Here is a 22,190-nt window from a genome sequence, read left to right on the forward strand (position 1 = left end):
TCCAGCACGGTCCCTGCCCGACTCACCACGTAGTAGGGCAACAGAGCCGTCAACAAAGGCGCAACCCCCCAGGCAAAAAGACAGACCGGACCCAGCACTCCCCCCAATCCCAAGGCCAGTTGCAGCTGCGTCCGCCAATCCGAAGGCGGGACTTTTTCCCCCGGGACTGAAGCCACTAAAGGGACGGCAAGTAATCCTAACCCCGCCCCCAGATAACTCACTGCATTCACCCCAAAGGCCCAACCCAGGGGCACTAGGCTAAAAACCAGCCCCCCCACCACCGGACCCAAGGTTTGAGCCACCGCCGTCCCCGTCGCTAAAAGCCCATTCGCTACGGTCAATTGACTCCGTTCAGGATAAAGAGCGACCAGCAACCCCCGGGAGGCCGGGTCAAGCGGGGTCCCGAGCAAGCCCAGCCCAAAAGCCAGGGCATAAAAATAACCCACGGGCCACTGCTGACTCCCCAAGGCAAAGACCCCAATCACTAAGGCATGGAGTAAATAAGTTCCCTGCAACACCCGCACCGGCGGGAAACGATCCGCCAAGCGGCCTCCCGGCCACCCCGCCACTACCTGCCCCCCCAACCAAAGCGTCGAGGCCGTCACTACGGCGAGGGCCGACCCCGTGCGCTCCACCAGCAACCAATTAAACGCCAACAGATGAATACTGTCGCCAATATCCGAAAGGGCACGGCTCACCCACAGCCAACCCAGGGGCGAGCGCAGCAGGGCAAAATAAGCTTTGAGTTCAACCACTACCGAGAATCCGGCTCTGCCCGCTGGGGGGTGGGTACCAAAAAGGCAATTCCCGCCGCCACCAAGAACCCCGCGCTATTCTGCAAAACGGGCACCCAGTCCGCAGTCCGCACCAAGACCACCCCCAGCCCAAAAATCAGGAACAAGATGGACCATAGAGGGGCTGAGAACATTAGCCCGGGCCAATGCCAGACTTCCCCCGGACGGCGCGGATGACAGGCGAACCCGACCACCAAGCCCCCCAGCACGCTAGAGGCAAAGGTCAACAACCAGTGGTCCCCTGATAACCCCGGCACCGTAGCGCGTCCCCCTTGGCGCAGGGACTGGTCAATCGCCCCCACTGCCGACACCAACGCTTTACCCCGACCGTTTTCACCGATGTAATACTGGTTGCCATAGCGCGACTGGAGTTCCTGCCAAAAGGTCCGGGGCAACTTCGCCCGTACCTGCGTACCGACATTAAAGAAAAGCGGGTTAGTCTGTTTGAGATCTAGTACAACCAACACCGAACGCTCATTGAGTCCCCAGTAGGTCTTGATTTGTTTGCCGGGAGTCTCGTTCTGTTGGACCAAGACCCGCACCCGCCAATTGGTCTCAGTTTCTAACCGTGTAATCTGTCCCGTCAAGGTTCTGCGTGAAACCGGGTCTACCGTACCCACGAGGTCTACCACCGGGCGTACCGGCTGGGGTAGGGTCTGAGCCAAGATATCCCCGCTCAGGGCCAGACACAAAAGTAGTAACCAGGGTTTCATGGGCCAAGCTTTACATTTGTTGACACGTTAACATAGCCGACCCACGGAGTTATTATCGAAGTTCGTGGTTAGGCTAAGTTAGATGGGGTATTTTTTGAGTCAAGGGATTATTCACTAGTCACCAAGTCAGGAGCAGATGGATGCGGCGTAAGTTAACCCGGTTGGCCTTGACCTTATCCTTGACCCTAGCGGCGGTAGTTCAAGCTGAAGTCCAGATTGCCGCTCCTCGTAATCTCACCGTCGGGACTAGCCCCTACGCCGTGGCGACCGGAGACTTGGATAACGACGGGGATCTAGACCTCGTAACCGCCACACCCAATACCCGGACCGTCTCGATCTTGCTCAATCAGGGCGATGCCTTCGCACCCGTCCAGACTGCTACCACCGGAAAAACACCTGTTGCTGTCGTCGTGGGCGACGTAGATAACGACGGCGATCAGGATATCCTCACCGCTAATCTAGACCTCAATTCCGTCGCTCTCCTCCGCAATAACGGTAACGCTACTTTTGGTGCGCCAGAATTTGCAGCCACGGGCACAGCTCCGGTCAGTGTGGCCTTGGGGGATTTAGATGGCGACGGCGACCGCGACCTCATCACCGCCAACGCCGGGGCAAATACCCTCTCGGTCCTCAAAAATAACGGCAGTGGTAGTTTCGTTGCCCCTCAAAACCTCGCCGTGGGGAATAGTCCCCAAGCCGTCAGCACGGGCGATCTAGACGGCGATGGCGACCTCGATCTCGTGGTGGTCAACAAGAATTCCAATACCCTCTCATTCCTCAGGAACAATGGCAGCGCGGTTTTTACCCTCACCAGCAATTCCTTTGTCGGGCTGGGTCCCGTGGCCCTCACTGTGGGCGACCTTGATAATGACGGCGATCTAGATGTCGTAACGGCGAACTATGACGCAAATAGTATCTCCGCCCTACTCAACCTAGGCGACGGTACTTTTTTGACCGCCCAAAGTACCCATACGGGGCAACGGCCTAGGGGCGTGGGGATACTCGACCTGGATGGTGATGGCGACCGCGAAATCGTCAACACCAACGCTTTTGCCGATACAGTCTCGGTCTTGCGAAATGATACCCTCGGGCGTTTCAGTTTGCTCGCGACCCTGCCGGTGGGAGCTAACCCCGGCGGCCTCGTCCTCGGCGACCTCGATGGTGACGGCGACCCAGAGATGGTGACGGCGAACCTCAACTCCTATGATGTCTCGCTCCTGACCAACCGGGGCAATGGCACCTTTGTCAGCGCGCCTCAATTTGCCGTCGGTGTCCGTCCAGCGGCGGTGGTAGTCGGGGACTTAGATGGCGATGGCGACCTGGATACCGTGGTTGCCAATAGCTACAGCAATGATGTATCAGTCCTGTTGAATCTAGGCCAAGGGAGCTTTGCCCCTAGGGTGGACCTCGCCGTAGGACTCAATCCCTACGCCGTGGCTTTAGGAGATGTGGACGGCGATGGTGATCTAGACCTCATTACAGCTAACTACTTCTCCGATAACGTCTCGGTCCTATTGAACAGTGGCAATGGGACTTTTGCCCTCCCACAGAACCTGAGCGTCGGGCTGGGTCCAGCGGCAGTGGTCTTGGGAGATGTGGATGGGGATGGCGACTTGGATCTCGTCACCGCCAACAGTTTCTCCGATAATGTCTCAGTTCTTTTGAACAATGGTGCGGGGGCTTTTGGGGCGGCTCAGAACACAGTCGTTGGCCTGGGTCCCTACGGTGTGGCCTTGGGCGACCTGGACCAGGACGGAGACCTCGACCTTGCCACCGCCAATAGTCTTGCTAATACCGCCTCCATCCTGCGTAATAACGGTGGTACTTTTACCTTGGCGCGTAACCTAGCCGTCGGGGTTGGACCGGCTGCCATCAGAATTGGCGACCTGGATGGGGACAGCGACCTAGAAGTAATTACGGCTAATACCTATTCCGACAATTTATCGGTGCTGACCAACCTGGGCAGCTTGACCTTTGCTCCAGCCCAAAAAGTACCCCTTGCCGCTGGACCCCTAGCTTTGACTTCAGTAGATCTAGACCGGGACGGGGACTTGGACTTGCTGACTGCCAACGGTGCTTTCAACAGTGTGTCGGTGGTCCTCAACAACGGTAATGCAACGTTCCTCCCGGCCCGGAACTACGCCACAGCCCAGGCAGCCTATGGTTTGGCGACGGGGGACTTGGACCGCGATGGCGACCTCGATCTCGTCACCGTCAGCGGCGGCACCAATACGCTCTCAGTCTTGACCACTGCCCTGCCCCAATTCCCTAAGGCAATCCGGGTTTTTGGGTGGCAGCAGGTCGGGGCGGCGGATTTTAACCAAGACGGACAGGCTGATTTGCTTTGGCGCAATTACACTACGGGTCAAAACCTGGTCTGGTTAATGAACGGGGCTATCCTCAGCAGCGAAGTTTTCCTAGACCCAGTGGTAGATACAAACTGGCAATGGGTAGGAGCGGCGGATTTCACCAACGACGGGAAACCGGATTTACTCTGGCGCAATGCCCAGACCGGCGAGAATGCGATTTGGCAGATGGACGGGACGACCTATGTTTCGGGGTTTGGGATTAGTACAGTGACGGACCTCAACTGGCAACTCGCCGGGACGGGGGAGTTCACGGGGGACGCGCAGGCTGACCTGCTCTGGCGCAATTACCAGACGGGCGAGAACGCGATTTGGCAGATGAACGGCTACACCTATGTCCAAGCCTTCCTCCTCCCGGTGGTCACGGACCCGGCTTGGCAGTTAGTCGGGGCGGGAGAGTTCACCGGGGATGGACAGAGCGACTTGCTCTGGCGCAATTACACCACCGGCGAGAACGCGGTCTGGCAGATGAACAGCTACCTCTATGCCCAAGCCTTCCTCCTCCCACCCGTTACGGATCTGACATGGCAACTGATTGGCGCGGCGGAGTTTACCGGGGATGGACAGAGCGATCTGCTCTGGCGCAACTCAGGGACGGGCGCAACTGGCGTCTGGGAGATGGACACTTATATCTTTATCACTAGCTTCCTGTTTCCCAATCCTCCGGCTCCCAATTAAGAAGGCCCCTCCGCCCCACTCGTGGGGGACCAAGGCCGAAGAGGTCCCTCTCAATACCCCTTAAAAAAAGGGGACTTGAAGAGCTAAGCATGTGGAAGGCTCAAATCGTTCATGATTATGTAGATTTTTCACCTAGGACTGGGTTTCAGAGCTTGGACTTAATAAACAAATTACTTAACTTATCTAGACAGGGCAACGCAAGTAGACTCTTTTTCCCCTTGAAAAGGGGCTAGGGGGATCTCTTAAAGTTAGGGTGACAACGGGGTCAAGTTTTTCAAGATGGTAACTGTGTCACTGAGATAACTAGTTACAGGGATATCGAGGTCCCCGTCGTTGTCTAGGTCTCCCACCGCAAGATTGGAGCCTGTCACCACAAAGCCTTGCGGGTCAGCGAACACACCGTCTCCCTCATTCTGCACAAGCGTGATTCTATTGCCAAAACTCACAATGAGATCTAGCTTGCCATCACCGTCTAGATCCCCAATCGTCACCGCGCTAGGATAGGAGCCAACGTTTACATCATCGGAAGTATTAAAGGTACCGTCTCCTTGATTCTTCAATATCTCAACTTCGCCCTCCTCAAAGCTATCTACCGCAAGGTCAAGGTCACCAGCCTGGTCCAAGTCCCCGATTGCCAAGGTATTGCCTTGGTAGGTCGCATAGGTCTGGGGAGTTAAGAAGACACCATTCCCGTTATTTTTGAGTACGGAGATGTAAGGAAAATAGGAGAAGTACGACACGGAATTTTTTGTGGCAATGTCAAGATCACCATCTTGGTCTAAATCCCCAATGACCGGCGAGGTTGGGGCATAGCCCGTCTGGAAGCTTTGCAGGGCTGAGAATGTACCGTTCCCATCATTCTTTAAGACAGAGATGGCCCCATTATCAGGCCGGGTACCGACGAAATTTGTGGCTACCACGTCAAGGTCGCCGTCGCTGTCTACATCCCCCACCACCAGTGAGCCCAGTCCATCTCCTGCGAAGAAATTTTGGGGCGGGGTGAACGTACCGTTGCCGTTATTTTTTAACACTGCGATGGTGTCAGTGATGAGGTTGGTTACAACAAGATCCAGGTCGCCGTCGGTATCCAGGTCGCCGCTGGCTATGTACGCAGGACTATCTCCTCCACTGAAGCTTTGAGGGGGCGTAAAGATTCCTTTGCCATTGTTCTTCAAGACCGAGATAGTAGCTGTACTGTAGGAGACCGCAACAATATCGTTATCCCCGTCCCCGTCAAAGTCACCTACCTCTAAATCCCTTGGCCCCTCACCCGCCGCAAATTCCCGAGGTAATACGAAGTTCAACTTACCCCGGTTCTTCAGCACAATAAATGAGGACGAATTACCCACCACAAGGTCAAGGTCACCATTGTTGTCTACATCGCCCGCCAGCACAAATTCTGGATAACCGCTGGGTGACAAAATGACGGGAGCCGCGAAAAAGCCTCTGCCATTGTTCCTAAGTCCAGTTGTGTCATTGTTATTCCCTACCGCTAGGTCAAGATCGCCATCGCCGTCTAAATCGCCGAGGGTCAAGGCGGTTGAATGAGTCCCGGTCACAAAGCTCCGGGGCGCACCAAAAGTACCCTGACCGCTATTCTTTAGGACAGAGACCGTATCGCTAAATAAATCAAGGGTCACCAAGTCCAAGTCGCCATCACCGTCTAGGTCTCCAGCAGTCAAGCTGGTTGGATTGTCCCCGGTTGCAAAGCTTTGACTCGCTGCAAAGGTACCTTGACCGTTATTCTTGAGGACAGAAATCCTGTCGTCATAACGGTTAGCCGTGGCTAAGTCGAGGTCGCCATCCTGGTCAAAATCTGCAACTACAACCTCATTTGGGCTATTGCTAACTAGAAAATTTTGGGGAGGGGCAAAAGTAGCATTGCCATTATTCTTGAGTATGGAGACCGTGCCGTTGGTGCTCGTACCGGCGAGATCGAGGTCGCCATCACCGTCTAAATCCCCTATGGCTAAGTCACTTAAATACCTACTACTCCCTGTCGCCAATCTTTGGGGCGTAGTAAAGGTCGCATCCCCATTGTTCTTGAGAACCGCTACCCCTGTAGACTCAGTCACCACAAGATCGAGGTCACCATCCTGGTCTAAATCACCTAGAACGGGAGAGCTTGGATAATCAACGGTAGATAAGTCCTGACCGGCAGTAAACTGACCCTTGCCGTCGTTCTGCATCACTTTGATGAAATACCCACCACGATTAACTACTGTGAAAACAAGATCCAAGTCTCCATCGCCGTCCAAGTCTCCGGCTGTCGCTTCTTCAGGGCCAGCAAATAACTCAAAACTTTGGTTGCTGTTGAAAACAAACTGGGCTTGAACTGGCGCGGGTGGTAGGGCGAGTACCGTTAGACCCATCAGCAAAGCAGTGTGACCCAGGCTCAAACTCAGGGATAACGGTAAGCGCGGCAGCAAAAACATGGGTTTACCTGGGAGAAGCTTACTGCGATAGTACCTGGAGTAAATGGCCCGGGATATCCCATAACAACCGTAAAAGCTTTCCTAAGAGAATCTGCCCTAGATCCCGTTTTCATGGGGGACTTAGGGGGACTCTTCAGCAATAAACGGCAAGACTCAGGCTATGCCTAGTTCTGGAGCCAGACGGAGACCGAGCCGCCCCGACAGATAAAGTTCCCCCAACCGTCTTGGTTCGTGCGCAGGGTTTCGGGGACATGACCCGTGATATCGCGGAAACTAGCGTTGGGCCGCTCGACATTCATCCATTTGTTACCCTCGGGACCGTCGCTGAGGATGACTGCCATCGCGCCGGGATGTTCAGTGTCGCCCAGCCGGGTCCAACCAATAACATCGGGATGGTCAAAATAATCCACTTGGTCGCCGTAACCATAGGCGTGACGTGCCCAAAGCAGCTTATCTAATATTTCACGGTGCGAGTCTAGCCAGATTTCGATGTTTTTATCGAAATAATGCCCCCCGTAATAATCTGCATAAAAGACGCAGGGATAACCGTCTCGTCGCAACAGAATCAGCACGTAGGCTAGGGGTTTGAACCAGGACTCAACCACACTTTCGAGCATCTGGAGCGGTTGGGTATCGTGGTTTTCGACAAAGGTGACGGCAAGGTGGGGATGCTCTTTCACAAGCGTACCTTCAAAAATACGCCCCATGTCGAAGTGACCCCCCGCCCGACTCGCCTGATGGAACTTACTCTGTAAGGGCACATCGAACAGCGACATTACTCCGTCAGTCTGGATGATGTAATTGTGCAGTTCGTCAATATTGCGGGACCAATACTCGCCCACACTGAAAAGTTCACGTCCACCAAAATGAACCCGTAAATGATTGAGCCAATCCCGGAAAAAACTCGAGCGGATGTGTTTCACTGCATCAATCCGAAAGCCATCCACGCCCGTCGTGTCCACGAACCAGCGGCCCCAGTACATCAACTCGCCACGCACAAATTCATCGCTCATATCCAGGTCACAGGCCATTAAATAATCGAAATTGCCTTTTTCCGGGCTGACCTCGGTACAGTAATCGCAGTCTTTAATCCGGTAAAGTTTATCCACCCGTCCCGTGTCGGCGTTGTAACAGAGCGAATCGAAGTTCCACCAATGCCATTGATGACTGGAGTACTGGTCCTTGCGCCCTGGGAAAGTGAAATGGGTGTAGGCGTGGATGGGATACCAGTCACTCTGGGGATTATTACGGTTATTCCAGTCCATTTCCTGTGCCCATATTTCCTCGGTTTTGTCGCCGCCGTCTTTGTGGTTAAAGACTACATCAGCGTAAACTTGCATCCCGTAAGCCTGAACTTCCTGAACTGCCATAAGTAACTGAGCCTTCGTGCCATATTTAGTCCTGACCGAGCCCTTCTGGTCAAATTCACCCAGGTCAAACAGGTCGTAGACGCCATAGCCCACATCGTCCTCTCCACCCGAGCCTTTATAAGCAGGCGGCAACCAAAGGGCGGTAAATCCTGCCTGGGCTAAGGATTGAGCTTCGGCTTTGAGATGCTGCCAGTGCGTACCGTCAGGCCGGATATACCATTGAAAAAACTGTAAAATTACACCGTTTTTAAACACAGATTTACTCCATAAAATTGATGTTCGCTCAGTAGAATCTTACTCTAAAAAATTTATGCTGAAAAAGCTCAGCGGCCCTTCCGCCCCATACCCTGACGGGCACAGGTTAATGGGGGACCAAGGCGAAAAAGGCAAGAAGAGCATCATTAATATTCTTGCTCCCCTATGCTGCTAGTCGGGGCGGCGGTTGGGTCTGGGAGCCAGTGCTGCTAGGTCTTGAACGGATCTAGCGGTTTATCAGTTTAATGACTACGCCACGTCCTCTTCGCTCAACTGCCGTTCGATGGTGCTGATACTGGCGTTGAGTCCGGCTAGACGAGCTTCTAAATCATCGCGCAGCCTTTTCAAGAAGCGGACTTTGCGTTGGAGGCGTTCCTTGCGGGAGAGCGGTTCTGGGTTGCAGAAGCCGAAATTCTGGTCAAAGGGATTGCAGCCAAAGCCGAAACTGAAACCACGGGTCATGACCGTCCTCATTCTTTCTCCCAGTTTAATCCCCGCTATTTGCGGACTACCACCAGCGAACCCAGGAATAACCCAGCCTGGACTAGAACCATCATCGGTCCCGAGGGCGTATTTAGGACCGCCGAGGCTACTATCCCCACCACTGCCCCGACCACCCCGACCACCGGCGCAATCAGTAACATCTGGATATAACTTTTCGCCACATTGCGGGCCAAAGCCGCCGGGATGACGAGGAATGCCGTGACCAACAAGGCCCCAACGAGCTTAATTGCCGTCGCCACCACCCCCGCCAATAACAGGACAAAAACTATCTCAATCGCCCCCACCGCAAATCCCTGGACCCGGGCTAGGTCCGGCTGGAAATTAATCAACACCTGCGCTTGGAGGGTGAATATCATGAATGCCACCACCAACCCGCCCAACCCCAGCAATACGCCTAGGTCCACCCAGCCCACCGCCAAGATATCCCCAAACAAAAAAGCCCAGACCTGCCCTTGATAGCCCGGCAACCAACTCAGCAGGACTACCCCCAACGCGATGGCAGTCGCGGAGAAAACCCCTAACACGGTATCGGCAGCTTGAGCCGTCTGGTTCTTGACCCAAAGGATCACCAGGGCCGCCGCCATACAAAAGCCCGTCAAAAAACCTCCCACCGACCACCCCAACCCTAGGGCCAGCACGACTCCCGGCAGGGCAAAATGGGCCACCGCATCCGCAAAAAAAGCCATGCGTTTGAGGATAACTAGCGTCCCCAGGAGCGGACAGACCACCCCGAGCAACACCGCCCCCAGCAAAGCCCGGACCATAAAAGGATACTGGAGCAGGTCAATTAAGTTCGCCATAGCCCCCAGGCGGACGACCCGGATAGGCCAAGGCTAGGTTATGAGCAGAGAGGGCGACCAGGGGCTTACCTTGGGCGATGACGCGCTGGTTGAGACAGACCACCCAATCCGCCCAGCGCGTGACCCAACTCAACTCGTGACAGACCATCAACATCGTCACCCCGTCGCCACGTAACCGCGCCAGCAATTCAAATAAATCATCAATCCCGGTACTGTCCAAGCCCGTCGTCGGTTCATCCAGGAGTAATATCCGCCGCTCAGCAATCAGCGCGTGGGCCAAGAGGACCCGTTGGAACTCCCCCCCAGAGAGTTTCCCCACGGGCCGCTGGGCAAGATGGGCCATCCCCACTTGGTCCAGAGCCGCCAGACTGGCCCCCTGAAAAGCCGCCGGCCACCACCAAGACCGCCGGGGACAACCCGCCGCCACTAGTTCCAGGACTGTAAGCGGGAAAGGTTCCGTTGGACGCAAAGCCTGGGGGATGTAGCCTAGGTCTCCCACCGCCCGGATCTGCCCCCGGTAGGCCACCAGCCCCAGGACCGCCTTGAGGAGCGTCGTCTTACCCGCGCCATTGGGACCAACCAAGGCACACAGCGTCCCCGGCTGGACCGTAAAACTTACGTCTTTGAGGACCGGACCCCCCGCCCGGTCTACGGTGACGTTTTTAAGACTGAGGACAAACACAGGCTTTAAACGAGAATTATTCTCATTCTTGCACAAAAAATGCTAACTGGTAGGCTTGACGCGGTCGAGGATTAGTTTGACGAAGATGGGAATTAAAAAAGCCCCCAGGGTCAGGGTAATGGAGATTGTTTTTGGGACCTCCACCCCCCAGTAGCTTACCAAGAGCTTGATCCCCACCAGACCCACCACCAGATAGGCGATTTCTTCCAGGGACGGGAACCACTCCAGGACGCGGGTGAGGATCATAGCTGAGATGCGGAGGGCAAGAATCGCAAAGACCGAGGCCACCAGGATCAAGAGATATTTATCGGTATAGGCAATCGCCACCAGGATCTGGTCAATGGCAAAGGCAGCATCGGCAAATTCGACGCTGACCACCGTACTCCAAAAAGGACTCAAGCCCAGGAAAGTAAAAACCGGGACTTCCATCGCTGAGCCCGCTGCATCCTGCGCCTGTTTTTTACGCCAGAAGTGGGACACACACAAATAGACGAGATAGCCGCCGCCGATGATTTTAGTCTCTGGAATCAAGAGGAGGACCGCCGCGAAGATCACCGCCAAAAACCGGAACGTGTAGGCTCCGACCAAGCCATAGGTGAGGGCCTTAGCCCGTTCTTCTTTGGGTAACTTACTCGTCATCACTGCCAAGATTGCCGCATTGTCAAAGCTCAAGACCCCTTCTAAGAGGATCAAGGTCAGCACCAACGGGATGTCCTCCGTTGAGAACTGATAATTCGTGATGTTTTGCAGCACTTGCCCCGCTTGCTGCCACACAAAATCCATGGGTCTCTCTTCAAGACGATTTCTCTAGTTTAGTCTGTGCCTGGGTCCGCAGGTCAGGGGGAGTCTCGTTGACGACATCGCCCAAAGCCCGTTGGATATCCGCTGTCAGTTGACGGATGCCTTCTTTGGGAGCTAAGGACAGGTAATCGCGGACCTTGAGTGGGGCTTGGACATAGACCTCAATCCGGCTGCGAAACCGTAAAACCCGGTCTGAGTAGACATAGCGCACAGGGATGACGGGTAAATCTAGCTCAGGAGCTTCTTTTTGACAACTGAGGGCGAGCCACGCCGCGCCCGGTTTGAGGGGATGGACTTCGTCGGGGGCGTAGTAGTACAGGTTGCCTTCCGGGAAGATGACCAAGACCTGTTGGGCCAAGACCAATTCCTGGCAATGGCGCACCGCCGAGGCATTGGGCCGCTGGGTGTTGATTGGGAAGGCTCCTAAGCGTTTCATGAACCAACTCTGCAACCCGACAAACTCATCCTGGGTCGTCAAGAAGCGCAGTAATCGGCGCGGGAATAGGCAATAGGTGACAAAGGCATCCCAGCGGGAGCGGTGGACCGGGGCTAGGATAATCGGTCCTCTCGTCGGGAGGTGCTCCGTACCGTGCAGGTGTACGTCGAAGTAGAGGAACATGAACAGGCTGTGAATGGGTCTGAGCAGCGTGGACAGCCAGGGCGAAATGTAGGACATCGGATTTGCTCTTACTGCCCTAAATGTAAGGGTTTACCGACTGACTCCGAACGCTGGGTAGGACAGTTGCTAATGTGCGCTCTAGCTAACTGTGGCGTGCCCCCACGCTGAGTATCCGGTCCGCTGGACTTTGGCCCCCCAGAGGCCAGCCTCCACCTAACGGTACTGCGGGAAGGTTTCGGTCAAACAACCGTCGAGTATGGCCTGCCGCAACTTCTGGACGAACCGGACCAACTCCGTCACATTATGGATGGCAAGCAAGGTCAAGCCCAAGACTTCCTGGGTCCGAATCAGATGACACAGATAGGCGCGGCTGAAAGTCTGACAGGTGTAGCAGGGACAAGTGGCATCTAGGGGGCTAAAGTCCCGGCGAAACGGCGCATTTTTGAGGTTCCAGCGTTCCCCTTGGACCAAGGCGGCTCCGTGACGGGCTAAACGGGTGGGCAGGACGCAATCAAAGAGGTCAATTCCCTGGGCGACCGCCTGGGCTAGTTCGCGGTAAGTGCCGATGCCCATCAAGTAACGGGGTTTCGCGGACGGTAATAGCGGGGCAGTCTGAACCACGGCAGCGCGGATTAGCTCTGGAGCCTCACCCACGCTCACCCCGCCGATGGCATAACCCGGAAAGTCAAGGGCCACTAGTTCACGGGCTGACTGTGCCCGCAGGTCTGCATAAACTCCCCCTTGGACAATCCCAAATAAGGCTTGGTCCGGGCGTTGGTGGGCCATCTGACACCGCTTGGCCCAACGGCTGGTCCGCTCTACGGCCACTTGCACGGCAGCGTGGGTGGCTTGGGCTGGGGGGCATTCGTCGAAACACATGATGACATCGGCCCCCAGGGTATTTTGGATCCGGGTCGCCACCTCCGGGGTAAAACGTACCTCGTCCCCACTGGGTGCCCGAAACGTGACCCCATCATCATCCAGGGTCCGCATCTGGTCCAGACTGAAAACCTGATACCCCCCTGAATCCGTCAAGAGCGGACCCGACCAACCCATGAACCGGTGCAAGCCCCCCGCCGCCGCCACAATGTCCTCCCCCGGTTGCAAGTGGAGGTGGTAGGTATTGGCTAAAACCATCGTCGCCCCAGTCTGGGCTAACTGCTGCGGGCTAATCGTCTTCACCGTCGCCAGCGTCCCCACGGGCATAAACGCCGGGGTCGGGACTTCACCGTGGGGGGTCCTAAAAATACCCGCCCGCGCTAGGGTCTCAGGACAATTTTTGAGAATAGTGAATTCAAAGCCCAATCAAAGGTCCACTTCGTCGTCCTCGTCCCAGTCGGTCAGGACCACATCCGAGAGGACATCGCGGGTCGGGGTATGGACTTCGGACTGTCGTTCTTCTTCGCGCTCTGAGATTGGGTCTGAGAGGGGCCGTAGGGAAAGGATACGTCCGTCTAGGACTAGGTTGAAGCGGGGTCGCTCGTTTTCAGGTGCGTCCAACTCTAAATAATCAAAACTATTGACATTGAGGTAAAGCGTCCGGTTGACGACCACAGTGGCGCAGGAGGGGTCGCAGTAAACTTCCATCACGTAACCTTCACCCCGGCGGTACACCTGCCCCTGACGGATCTCTTCATAACTAACGCGCCCCAAGTCCTCCAGGAGGCGCAACATATCCCGTTTGTTCACAACAATGCCAGCATCAATAATGCAGGGGGCCAAGGAGGGAGCGTTATGGGTCATGGGCCATACCTGAAGATGGGATACGCACGGCGGCGTAGATTCCCCACTATTATTCATCAGTTTTTAGGCAACCGCAAGTTAGTTACCCCTAGCTGAGCACCAGATTATCGCGGTGGACCACCGTAGACGGGAGTTCAATATCCCCCAATAGCTGCTGAATTTCAGTCGTCTGTTTACCCAAAATGCGCTGTAGATCCAGACTGCTATAGTTCACCAGCCCCCGCGCTAACTCCCGGCCCTGACTGTCACAGAGATACACTAGGTCCCCGTCTTGGAATTCGCCCTCCAACTGGGTAATCCCCGCCGGGAGGAGGGATTTTTGTCTGTTGAGGACCGCCACCACCGCCCCGGGGTCCAAAAAAAGCCGTCCCCTGGGCACCAACCCGTAGGCAATCCAACGTTTACGCGAGGGGGTGCACTGGGGCTGGGGGTTGAAACGGGTCCCGACGGGTTTACCCTGCACCAGATCCCGCAAACTCTGGGGCTGGGCACCATCACTGATGATCGTCGTGACCCCGCTTTGCGTCGCAATCCGGGCCGCCTCTAGCTTGGTACTCATCCCCCCCGTCCCCCAACCACTCCCGCCACGGGTGGCCTGCTGCAACATCTCCGCCGAGATACGGTCTACTTCTGTAATCAAGCGGGCCGTGGGGTCAAGACGCGGGTTAGCCGAATAAAACCCCGCCACATCGGTCAGCAATACCAGTAATCGCGCCGAGAGTAGACTCGCCACCAATGCCGATAACGTATCGTTATCACCAAAAGTCAGTTCATTGACTGCCACGGTGTCATTTTCGTTAACAATCGGGATAACCCCGAGACTCAACAAGGCCTGGAATGTGCGTTGGGCATTGAGGTAACGGTTACGCTCTGCCAAGTCACTCCTAGTCAAGAGGACTTGAGCAATCGTGCAGTGGTTCGCCCGAAAGAACTGCTCATACCAACTCATCAACAGTCCCTGGCCCACTGCCGCCGCCGCTTGCTTCAGGGCAACCGTCGTGGGCCGCTCCTTGAGCCCCAACCGCTCCGCCCCTACCCCAATCGCCCCCGAAGAGACTAGAACTACCTGCCACCCAGTCTGTTGAATCGCGGCTAAGGTCTGAGCTAACTCCGCCAACCGCCCCAACTGTAATCGCCCGGTGCGTCCATCGGTCAGCGTGGAAGTCCCAACTTTAACAACCAACAAATTTGTCATCGTTTTAATAGTATCCTGCTCCTCACTTAAACTGTTCAGAGTTAAGTAGTATAATATTAAATCACTTAGCTCTGAACCATGGGAACACATTATCAGGGCACCGCCGCCGCAACCTTGGCCCTCGACGCCTATATCAAGCTGGTCCGGGCGACCGAGACCCTAAGTGCGCGTATCCACCGCCCTCTAGCCCAAGCCGATTTGACCGTCAGTCAGTTCGGGGTCCTTGAGGCCCTCTGGCACCTCGGGCCACTGTGTCAACGGGACCTAGGGGCGAAACTGCTCAAGAGTGGCGGCAATATCACGCTGGTCGTGGATAACTTGGAAAAGCGGGGCTTGGTCCAACGGGAACGAGGAACCACCGACCGCCGTTTCATTAGTGTCCACCTCACCGCCACGGGTTCTAGCCTGATCCAGCAACTCTTCCCGGCCCATGTGGAGCGCGTCGTGGCAAACCTTTCCCCCCTGTCCTCAACGGAACAGGAGCAACTGGCCCAGCTATGTAAAAAGCTCGGGCTAGATTCAGCAAACTAATTTAATATTGAAATTTCTCTTTTTGAATAGTTTAATGTTAAACTATATTTATCCTGACTGGAGTAAACTATGTTAGTCAGACGGTCTCAAGAGCGCGGTCATGCCCGCCACGGTTGGCTTGACAGTTACCACACCTTTTCGTTTGCCAATTACTACGACCCGGCGCAGATGGGCTTTCGTGCCCTCCGGGTCATCAACGAGGACCGCGTTGCCCCAGCCCAGGGTTTCCCCCCCCACAGTCACCGGGACATGGAGATCCTGACCTATGTACTAGCGGGGAGCCTCCAACACAAGGACAGTCTCGGCAACGGGGCCATCGTTACCCCCGGTGAAGTCCAACGCATGACCGCCGGGACGGGCGTGACCCACAGTGAGTACAACGCCTCGACCACTGATCCCGTACACCTCCTCCAAATCTGGGTCTTACCTGCGGCCCAAGGACTCAAGCCGAGCTACGAACAGCAAGCTTTCCCCCTCGCCGAGAAACAGGGTCAGTTGCGCTTGGTGGCAAGTCAAGAGGGGCGGGCGGGGTCTGTCACTATCCATCAGGACCTGGATTTATATGTCACTGTTCTGGCACTGGGTGAAACCGTTACCCATCCCCAACGCCCCAACCGTCACCGCTGGGTCCATATCGCCCGAGGTACGGTGAATGTAAATGGTCAGTCCCTCCAAGCCGGAGACGCCGCCCAAATTAGTGATGAAGTGGTACTGGAAGGTATTGACGCCGCCGAGGTTCTGATCTTTGACCTAGCTTAGTTACAGCGTGGGTCGTGGTCGTGAGACCTAACTACCCGACCCACCCTTTCTAAGGCTATAAAATACGAGAAAGGACCGGAAACCGTGAGATAAAGAACCTAGCCATGCTTATCCGCAACTCGAATCTAGACGAGGCAATGCTGTAATGTTCAGCCACACCCTCAAAACCTCTGCTTCACCAGAAGCTATTTGGGCCATCTGGGCTGATGTGGAAAATTGGTCAGCATGGGATACTGAACTTCGTAATGCACATCTGGAAGGCTCTTTTGTCTTGGGAGCGCGGGGAAAGTTGACCGCTAAGACAGGCTCAGTCTCCACCTTTACTATTTCGCAACTGAATTTGAAACAAAGTTATACCTTCACCTGTCAATTGCCATTTTGTCGTTTGAATGTATATCGTTATCTTAGTGACCGAACTAATGGTACTTACTTTACCCATGAAATTTCATTTGAAGGTCCCTTAGCTTTTTTATTTTCACGAATTCTGGGTAGACAATTTCAAGCCGTGCTACCTAGCGTTATGGAAAACCTAAAACAGCTAGCTGAAACCAGAAACCCAACGTCATGACCTTTGACCGGATGGACCTCAAAATTGCCCAGTGTAACCAACGGCTGAAGCTCGCTCGCATTGGGGTCCGGGTCTATCGCAAGGAGCAACGGTTATTGCTTAGGGCGACTTTCCCGCCCCGACCGGGTTCAACTCGGACTGCTGCCTATCAACAATGGCTCGCGCTGGGTACCTACGCCAGTGCCGAGGGTTTGAAACATGCCGAAGCTCTGGCGAAAACAATTGGTGGCGACTTAGCGCGGCGGGTTTTTGATTGGACCCCCTACTTGAAACGGCAGCAACCACTCCCGGAACGTCCCCTAAGCGAACAACTGGCAGCTTTTCGAGACTATTTTTTAACCGAGCAGGGCTACAGTCTGAGTACCCTCCAATCCACCTATGTGCCCTACTTCAACCAACTCACCCGCACCGCTACGGCTTACCCGCATCTAGATCTCAAAACCCTGATTGAACGAACCCTCCGCGAAGTCCCCGCGCAACCTAGAGGCCGTCAACTGGCTTGCACCGCCTTTCGGCAATTCTTGCTATTTGTGGGTTTGGATGCCAGTGATTTAGGTCGCTATCGCGGTAGTTATAACCAACGTCAACAGGTACCACGCCAACTGCCCGACGATGCCACAATTGCCCAATGGTATCAGCGCATCCCCAACCCCCACTGGCGGCTAGTCTACGGCTTGATGGCAACCTACGGACTCAGACCCCACGAATGTTTCAGCGTAGACCTCACCCCGCTCCAATCGGGTCAGTCCGTCCTCTGGGTAGGGCAGGAGACCAAGACTGGGGCACGGGAGACCTGGCCCTTTTATCCCGAGTGGGTGGAACAATTTGCCCTAGTGACCAGTACCTTACCCACGGTCCTCCCCGGTACGCCTGCTAAGGCTCTTGGTAAGCGGGTCAACACCCAGTTCTACCGTTATCGCATACCCTTTAATCCCTACTTGTTGCGCCATGCTTGGGCGGTACGAACGATTCACTTTGGTCTCGATAGTTCGTTGGTCGCCCCGATGATGGGCCATAGCGTCCAAGTCCATACCGGGGTCTATCACCATTGGTTGACGCGCCGGGACCAACAGGCAGCAGTGGAACGGGCTTTGCCCACGGCTCCTGCCGCACCAAAAAATTATTAAGCGAGAGCATTCTTAAAATTCAGTTGCCGACGCCGCGCCGCAAAACCGCCGTACTCCTGAGCCAATTCATAGGAGGCAAAAACACAGAGAATTTGTTTATTGGGATAGCGGTCACACTGGGCGTGTAACTCGATACCCTGCTCAGTATGATAGACCGTAAAAATCGGCTCTTTCACATGACGCTCCATCCCTTCCTCCAGCTATGAACTGAGTTACTTGCAACTCTTTGTTAAGAATAAAAAATTGTTGAGGACGTGACCATCCGGTAAAGCCCGTAGGTGCTTACTATTCATGCGTTTAGCTCACCGTAGGGCCAAAGCTATGCTCACCCCGACCAATCCCAACCAGACTAGCCAGCCCCAGGACTGCCGGGGACGATAGGTGAATGGAGGACGAGAGGCTTTACGACTATCGCGGTAGAGCGTGCATTCCGTGGCCTCGGGGTAATTGGGGAGGTCGCAGGTCTGGTCTAGATGGTAGTGGCAGGTGGCACAGAGGACTTCTCCTACCGGAGCCGTATAGAGATTGACCCCCGGATGACCCCGGGCCTTGAGGACTTGACCGCAGGTCGGGCAAGCGGTCTGGGTGACAGGGCGGGTGCCGCAACGGGGACAGACCATCAGTTCATGGAACCAAAACTATTTTTCCTATCATAGAACCTGCTTCTAGGAGACGATGGGCCACGCCAGCCTGGGCGAGGGAGAAGCTATGGCTGACCTGAATTCTAAGCTTGCCCGTATCAAAAAGCTGACTAGCGTGGGCCAAGAGTCCGGCTTGGTAAGCTTGGACCGCCTTGAGGCCAGCGAGTTGCGGCGTGAGCATAAGGGTGTAGCTAATACGGAGGTTACGACGGCGGGCCTCCTCCCAGGTAAGGGCGGGGGGTTGCAGGAGCGTAACGCAGTCGCCGTAATAGGTAACGGTACGGAGAGTCTCCCCGAAGACCGCGCCCCCCACCGTGTCGAGGGCCACATCCACTCCTTGCCCCCCAGTCCAAGCCAGCACTTTTTCAACAAAAGGGGTTTCTTTATAAAAGATAATCTCCTCAGCCCCTAGCCCCGTGACGAATTCAGCCGCCGCTCGGGAACCAACGGTGGTGCAAACGCGGGCCTCCCGCAAATGGGCCAACTGTATCGCCAAATGCCCCACGCCCCCAGCCCCGGCGTGGACCAAGACGCGCATCCGGGTATCGAGTTGGGCGCGGTCATAGAGAGCTTCCCAGGCGGTGATGAGGACGAGGGGCACAGCGGCGGCCTCCTGGAAACTCAGACTCGCGGGCTTAGGGGCAAGACAGTGTTCTTCCACAGCGATCAGTTCGGCGTAGTTACCGCCCCCTTGGCCCAAGCCCCCATGACAAAAATAAACCGCATCGCCGACTCGGTACCGACGCACCTCCCGGCCCACCGCCACTACCACCCCTGCGCCATCACAGCCCAAGATGGCGGGCATCGCTTCAGGATAAAAAGTCCCGCGCTGACGTAGTTTTGTATCAATCGGGTTAACGCCCGCCGCCTTAATCTCGACGAGGACCTGGGTGGGTCCGCAGTCTGGGTCGGGGACGGTTTGCAGTTGCAGATTCTCGTCGCCGCCGGGGGCATTCAGGAGGACAGCACGCATGGGTCAGTCCAGCACATCCCCATCATCCTAGGCAATGGTCACCTCTGGCGCGAGGTAGACATCTTGGACGGCATGGAACAGGTCCACCCCTTCCTGAAAAGGTCGTTGGAACGCCTTACGACCCAGGATGAGCCCCGAACCCCCGGCGCGTTTATTGATGACAGCGGTACGGAGAGCTTCGGCAAAGTCGTTCTTGCCCGAGGCCCCGCCAGAGTTAATTAACCCACTCCGGCCCGCGTAACAGTTGAGCAGTTGATAACGGGTCAGGTCAATGGGGTGGTCTGTCGTCAGTTCGTTATACATCCGGTCATCGGTCTTGCCGTAGCTCTTCCCTAGAGCCTTGGCTACCGCCCCATAGCCCCGGTTGGTCTCGGGGAGTTTTTGTTTGATGATATCGGCCTCAATCGTCACGCCAAGATGGTTAGCTTGTCCGGTCAGGTCAGCGGCGAGATGGTAGTCTTGGTCCTGTTTGAAATAGGGGTTGCGCAAATAACACCAGAGAATCGTCGCCATACCGTACTCATGGGCCAAGGCAAAGGCTCGACTCACCTCCTGGAGCTGCCGGGTAGACTCCGGTGAACCAAAATAAATCGTCGCCCCCACCGCCACTGCCCCCAAGTTCCACGCCTGCTCCACCCCAGCAAATAGCACTTGGTCATACTGATTGGGGGCACTCAATAGCTCACTATGGTTGAGTTTGGCAATAAAGGGGATGCGGTGGGCATAGCGACGCGCCACACTACCCAACACACCCAAGGTAGTTGCAACTGCATTACAATCAGCCGCTAGTGCGAGTTTGACAATATTTTCCGGGTCAAAATACATCGGGTTGGGCCCAAAAGAAGCCCCGGCAGAATGCTCAATGCCCTGGTCCACAGGCAGGATTGAGAGATAGCCAGTGTGGGCCAGCCGACCCGTACCGTAGAGTTGCTGGAGGCTACGGAGGACCTGGGGCGGACGGTCACTAGGGAGCCAAATCCGCTCAATCCAATCGGGTCCAGGTAGGTGCAAGAGTTCTTTCGCCACACGGGCACGATAGCTCAATAAGTCCTCAGCCTCACTCCCCAACCAAGATTCCAGAGTCGCAACCGGAAGAGCAAGGGTCATGGTCGTTCCTTAATGACGCTGCTCCCAAGCTAGCCCATCGCCCAAGAGGTTCCTAACCTAGTAACTGGGGCCACTAGAGACTGACACTGTGGTATCTTAAGAGAACTGCGGACGTAATTCAGCGGTAGAATGTCAGCTTCCCAAGCTGAACGTCGTGGGTTCGAGTCCCATCGTCCGCTCCACTTATACATTGAAAAATTAATTGTCACCTTTGGAAAATTAACGTCCTTCTAAAAAATTAATTGTCGTCCTTGCAGGGTCGTTTCATTTTAAAGACAGCAAATAGCTAAGTGAGGGCGTAAATGACTGAGGTTTTGGGATTAACGTTACAGGTGTAGACAGTGCTGTCGTAGACTTTAGACTGTATCTCTGAGAATGGTTAACTTAGATGCATTAGCCCCGGCTAAAGAACCTAAGCTGATATCAGTCATCGGATGTTGTTGTGAATGCCAAATCTGTCCAGCGTTTTGATGAAGGGTTCAACCGCTACCAAGCTGGGGAGCCTGTGGCAGCCCTGATTCCTCTATTCACCGAACTGAGCCAACAGGAGCCGGAGGAACAGTCAGTGTGGGTTTGTCTGAGTTGGTTACAACTGTTGGCGGACCAGCCCGAGGCAGCGGTCAAGAGTGCCCGTAAAGCCGTATTCCTGGATCGTGATAGTGCCCAAGCCCACATCAACCTCATCTTGGGCCTGACTGATAGCAAACAGCAGGGCGTGACCTACCACCGGCAACAGGCGCGACAGTTGCTGCAACAGTTTCCTGATCAGCGACCGGCAGTCCTTGATAATTTCGCCACGGCCCAGACCCGCCGCCCGGACTGGACGACAGCCCAGACGCTCCAAGCTGAATTATTCCCTTAAAATGCCATCGTCGCTGGGATGGCATCGCGGTTGCCGCTGACGTAGAGTCCGACAATCCGGGCCATCGCGCCCACGTAGGCAAGCTTCTCGCGCCAGACGGTTTTGTAATATTGGCGCAGCAAGTCTGGGTCTTGATCGAATTCTACTTTGAGAGCGGTTCCCAGGTAGTTTACGTGGTTCTCTTCGTCCGCCAAGAGCCGGTCAAGCAGGTCACGGGTGAGGGTGTCATCACCGAGATAATTCCGCAGCGTCCGCATGTCCTGGGCACCCCTGGTCTCTGCCACATAGAGTTGGATAAAAAACTGCTGCCAAGGCAACTGCTCATAATCATCGAAAACCCCAGCCGTGTAGGGGTCTTCCACCTCGGCGCGGGGCTGATAACCCAACTGTTCGAGGCGTTCTGCGATCCACTTGGCGTGTTTGAATTCATCGGCGGCGTGACGCGCCACCTTGAGTTGGAGTTCACGGGTGGGCATCCCGGCGACCCGGTGCTTGAGCATCCCCACGGCGAAACTCTCTAACCAATGCAACCGCGCCAGATACTCCGCCTTGAGCTGGGGGGAACCGGCGATCTGAGCGAAAGCCTGCTGGGCCAGGAAACCGTTGACAAGTTCTTGCGCCTGCTCTAGCGAGGTGACGGCGCGACCGTGGGCAGGACTCATATCGT

Annotated in this window: 23 protein-coding genes and 1 tRNA gene; 7 read left to right on the forward strand and 17 right to left on the reverse strand. The window is 55.4% G+C overall.

All coding sequences use genetic code 11. The annotated features are described in order from the left end of the window. Positions 1-755, reverse strand: a 755-nt coding sequence (locus HFM78_RS03300; RefSeq protein ID WP_287127995.1) for an MFS transporter, incomplete at its 3' end; no start/stop codon positions are given. Next, entirely contained in the window at positions 755-1,507 is a 753-nt protein-coding gene (locus HFM78_RS03305) for a TPM domain-containing protein (RefSeq protein ID WP_287127996.1), read from the reverse strand. The genes HFM78_RS03300 and HFM78_RS03305, both read right to left, overlap by 1 nt. 140 nt (positions 1,508-1,647) lie before the next feature. Between HFM78_RS03305 and HFM78_RS03310 the strand changes: the two genes are divergently transcribed. Continuing rightward, positions 1,648-4,551 (forward strand): VCBS repeat-containing protein, encoded by a 2,904-nt coding sequence (locus HFM78_RS03310; RefSeq protein WP_287127997.1) that lies wholly within the window; start codon positions 1,648-1,650, stop codon positions 4,549-4,551. Positions 4,552-4,799: 248 nt separating this feature from the next. Here the strand turns inward: HFM78_RS03310 and HFM78_RS03315 are convergent, their stop codons facing one another. The 10 genes from HFM78_RS03315 to proB all read right to left on the reverse strand — a co-directional run bounded on the left by HFM78_RS03315 (position 4,800) and on the right by proB (position 14,955). After that, positions 4,800-6,986 (reverse strand): VCBS repeat-containing protein, encoded by a 2,187-nt coding sequence (locus HFM78_RS03315; RefSeq protein ID WP_287127998.1) that lies wholly within the window; start codon positions 6,984-6,986, stop codon positions 4,800-4,802. A gap of 164 nt (positions 6,987-7,150) precedes the next feature. Then, complete coding sequence (locus HFM78_RS03320) at positions 7,151-8,611, reverse strand: alpha-amylase (protein ID WP_287127999.1); 1,461 nt, start codon at positions 8,609-8,611, stop codon at positions 7,151-7,153. Between the two features lie 249 nt (positions 8,612-8,860). Beyond that, positions 8,861-9,073 carry a hypothetical protein gene (locus HFM78_RS03325; protein ID WP_287128000.1) on the reverse strand — a complete coding sequence of 71 codons (213 nt, stop codon included), beginning with the start codon at positions 9,071-9,073 and terminating at the stop codon, positions 8,861-8,863. A 35-nt stretch (positions 9,074-9,108) separates the two neighbouring features. Continuing rightward, positions 9,109-9,915, reverse strand: a complete 807-nt coding sequence (locus HFM78_RS03330; RefSeq protein WP_287128001.1) for a metal ABC transporter permease — start codon at positions 9,913-9,915, stop codon at positions 9,109-9,111. Beyond that, complete coding sequence (locus tag HFM78_RS03335) at positions 9,899-10,597, reverse strand: metal ABC transporter ATP-binding protein (protein WP_287128002.1); 699 nt, start codon at positions 10,595-10,597, stop codon at positions 9,899-9,901. The genes HFM78_RS03330 and HFM78_RS03335 overlap by 17 nt, the downstream gene beginning before the upstream one ends. Positions 10,598-10,639: 42 nt before the next feature. Further along, a complete protein-coding gene (locus HFM78_RS03340) occupies positions 10,640-11,380 on the reverse strand; it encodes a TerC family protein (RefSeq protein WP_287128003.1) in 741 nt (246 codons plus the stop codon). Positions 11,381-11,390: 10 nt separating this feature from the next. After that, the gene (locus tag HFM78_RS03345) at positions 11,391-12,017 is read right to left on the reverse strand and encodes a 1-acyl-sn-glycerol-3-phosphate acyltransferase (RefSeq protein ID WP_287128004.1); all 627 of its coding nucleotides are present in this window, start codon (positions 12,015-12,017) and stop codon (positions 11,391-11,393) included. A gap of 213 nt (positions 12,018-12,230) precedes the next feature. Beyond that, positions 12,231-13,322 carry a tRNA guanosine(34) transglycosylase Tgt gene (gene tgt, locus HFM78_RS03350; protein WP_287128005.1) on the reverse strand — a complete coding sequence of 364 codons (1,092 nt, stop codon included), beginning with the start codon at positions 13,320-13,322 and terminating at the stop codon, positions 12,231-12,233. Then, positions 13,323-13,760 carry a hypothetical protein gene (locus tag HFM78_RS03355; RefSeq protein WP_287128006.1) on the reverse strand — a complete coding sequence of 146 codons (438 nt, stop codon included), beginning with the start codon at positions 13,758-13,760 and terminating at the stop codon, positions 13,323-13,325. It abuts the gene before it with no gap. Positions 13,761-13,848: 88 nt separating this feature from the next. Then, positions 13,849-14,955: a glutamate 5-kinase gene (gene proB / locus HFM78_RS03360; protein WP_287128007.1), complete on the reverse strand. Its 1,107-nt coding sequence runs from the start codon at positions 14,953-14,955 to the stop codon at positions 13,849-13,851. A 78-nt stretch (positions 14,956-15,033) separates the two neighbouring features. Between proB and HFM78_RS03365 the strand changes: the two genes are divergently transcribed. The 4 genes from HFM78_RS03365 to HFM78_RS03380 all read left to right on the forward strand — a co-directional run bounded on the left by HFM78_RS03365 (position 15,034) and on the right by HFM78_RS03380 (position 17,940). Continuing rightward, positions 15,034-15,486: a MarR family winged helix-turn-helix transcriptional regulator gene (locus HFM78_RS03365; protein WP_287128008.1), complete on the forward strand. Its 453-nt coding sequence runs from the start codon at positions 15,034-15,036 to the stop codon at positions 15,484-15,486. Between the two features lie 69 nt (positions 15,487-15,555). Continuing rightward, entirely contained in the window at positions 15,556-16,245 is a 690-nt protein-coding gene (locus HFM78_RS03370) for a pirin family protein (RefSeq protein ID WP_287128009.1), read from the forward strand. A gap of 145 nt (positions 16,246-16,390) precedes the next feature. Next, the gene (locus tag HFM78_RS03375) at positions 16,391-16,813 is read left to right on the forward strand and encodes an SRPBCC family protein (protein ID WP_287128010.1); all 423 of its coding nucleotides are present in this window, start codon (positions 16,391-16,393) and stop codon (positions 16,811-16,813) included. Further along, positions 16,810-17,940, forward strand: a complete 1,131-nt coding sequence (locus HFM78_RS03380; protein WP_287128011.1) for a hypothetical protein — start codon at positions 16,810-16,812, stop codon at positions 17,938-17,940. The genes HFM78_RS03375 and HFM78_RS03380 overlap by 4 nt, the downstream gene beginning before the upstream one ends. On the opposite strand, the gene HFM78_RS03385 is transcribed toward HFM78_RS03380, so the two are convergent. The 4 genes from HFM78_RS03385 to HFM78_RS03400 all read right to left on the reverse strand — a co-directional run bounded on the left by HFM78_RS03385 (position 17,937) and on the right by HFM78_RS03400 (position 20,661). Further along, positions 17,937-18,128 carry a hypothetical protein gene (locus HFM78_RS03385; RefSeq protein ID WP_287128012.1) on the reverse strand — a complete coding sequence of 64 codons (192 nt, stop codon included), beginning with the start codon at positions 18,126-18,128 and terminating at the stop codon, positions 17,937-17,939. The genes HFM78_RS03380 and HFM78_RS03385 overlap by 4 nt on opposite strands. A gap of 114 nt (positions 18,129-18,242) precedes the next feature. Further along, the gene (locus tag HFM78_RS03390) at positions 18,243-18,560 is read right to left on the reverse strand and encodes a hypothetical protein (RefSeq protein WP_287128013.1); all 318 of its coding nucleotides are present in this window, start codon (positions 18,558-18,560) and stop codon (positions 18,243-18,245) included. A gap of 4 nt (positions 18,561-18,564) precedes the next feature. Then, complete coding sequence (locus HFM78_RS03395; protein ID WP_287128014.1) at positions 18,565-19,554, reverse strand: zinc-dependent alcohol dehydrogenase family protein; 990 nt, start codon at positions 19,552-19,554, stop codon at positions 18,565-18,567. Positions 19,555-19,581: 27 nt separating this feature from the next. Then, a complete protein-coding gene (locus HFM78_RS03400) occupies positions 19,582-20,661 on the reverse strand; it encodes a class I fructose-bisphosphate aldolase (RefSeq protein ID WP_287128015.1) in 1,080 nt (359 codons plus the stop codon). A gap of 107 nt (positions 20,662-20,768) precedes the next feature. Here HFM78_RS03400 and HFM78_RS03405 point away from each other — a divergent pair. Both HFM78_RS03405 and HFM78_RS03410 read left to right on the forward strand, forming a co-directional pair. Continuing rightward, positions 20,769-20,843: transfer RNA gene (locus tag HFM78_RS03405), tRNA-Gly, on the forward strand. Between the two features lie 260 nt (positions 20,844-21,103). Further along, positions 21,104-21,523: a M48 family metallopeptidase gene (locus HFM78_RS03410; RefSeq protein ID WP_287128016.1), complete on the forward strand. Its 420-nt coding sequence runs from the start codon at positions 21,104-21,106 to the stop codon at positions 21,521-21,523. Here HFM78_RS03410 and HFM78_RS03415 read toward each other — a convergent pair. Then, positions 21,520-22,185 carry a ferritin-like domain-containing protein gene (locus tag HFM78_RS03415; RefSeq protein WP_287128017.1) on the reverse strand — a complete coding sequence of 222 codons (666 nt, stop codon included), beginning with the start codon at positions 22,183-22,185 and terminating at the stop codon, positions 21,520-21,522. The two genes, HFM78_RS03410 and HFM78_RS03415, sit on opposite strands and share 4 nt — an antisense overlap. Positions 22,186-22,190 lie beyond the last annotated feature (5 nt).

This window comes from Candidatus Cyanaurora vandensis, assembly GCF_013285555.1.
GTDB classification, from domain to species: domain Bacteria; phylum Cyanobacteriota; class Cyanobacteriia; order Gloeobacterales; family Anthocerotibacteraceae; genus Cyanaurora; species Cyanaurora vandensis.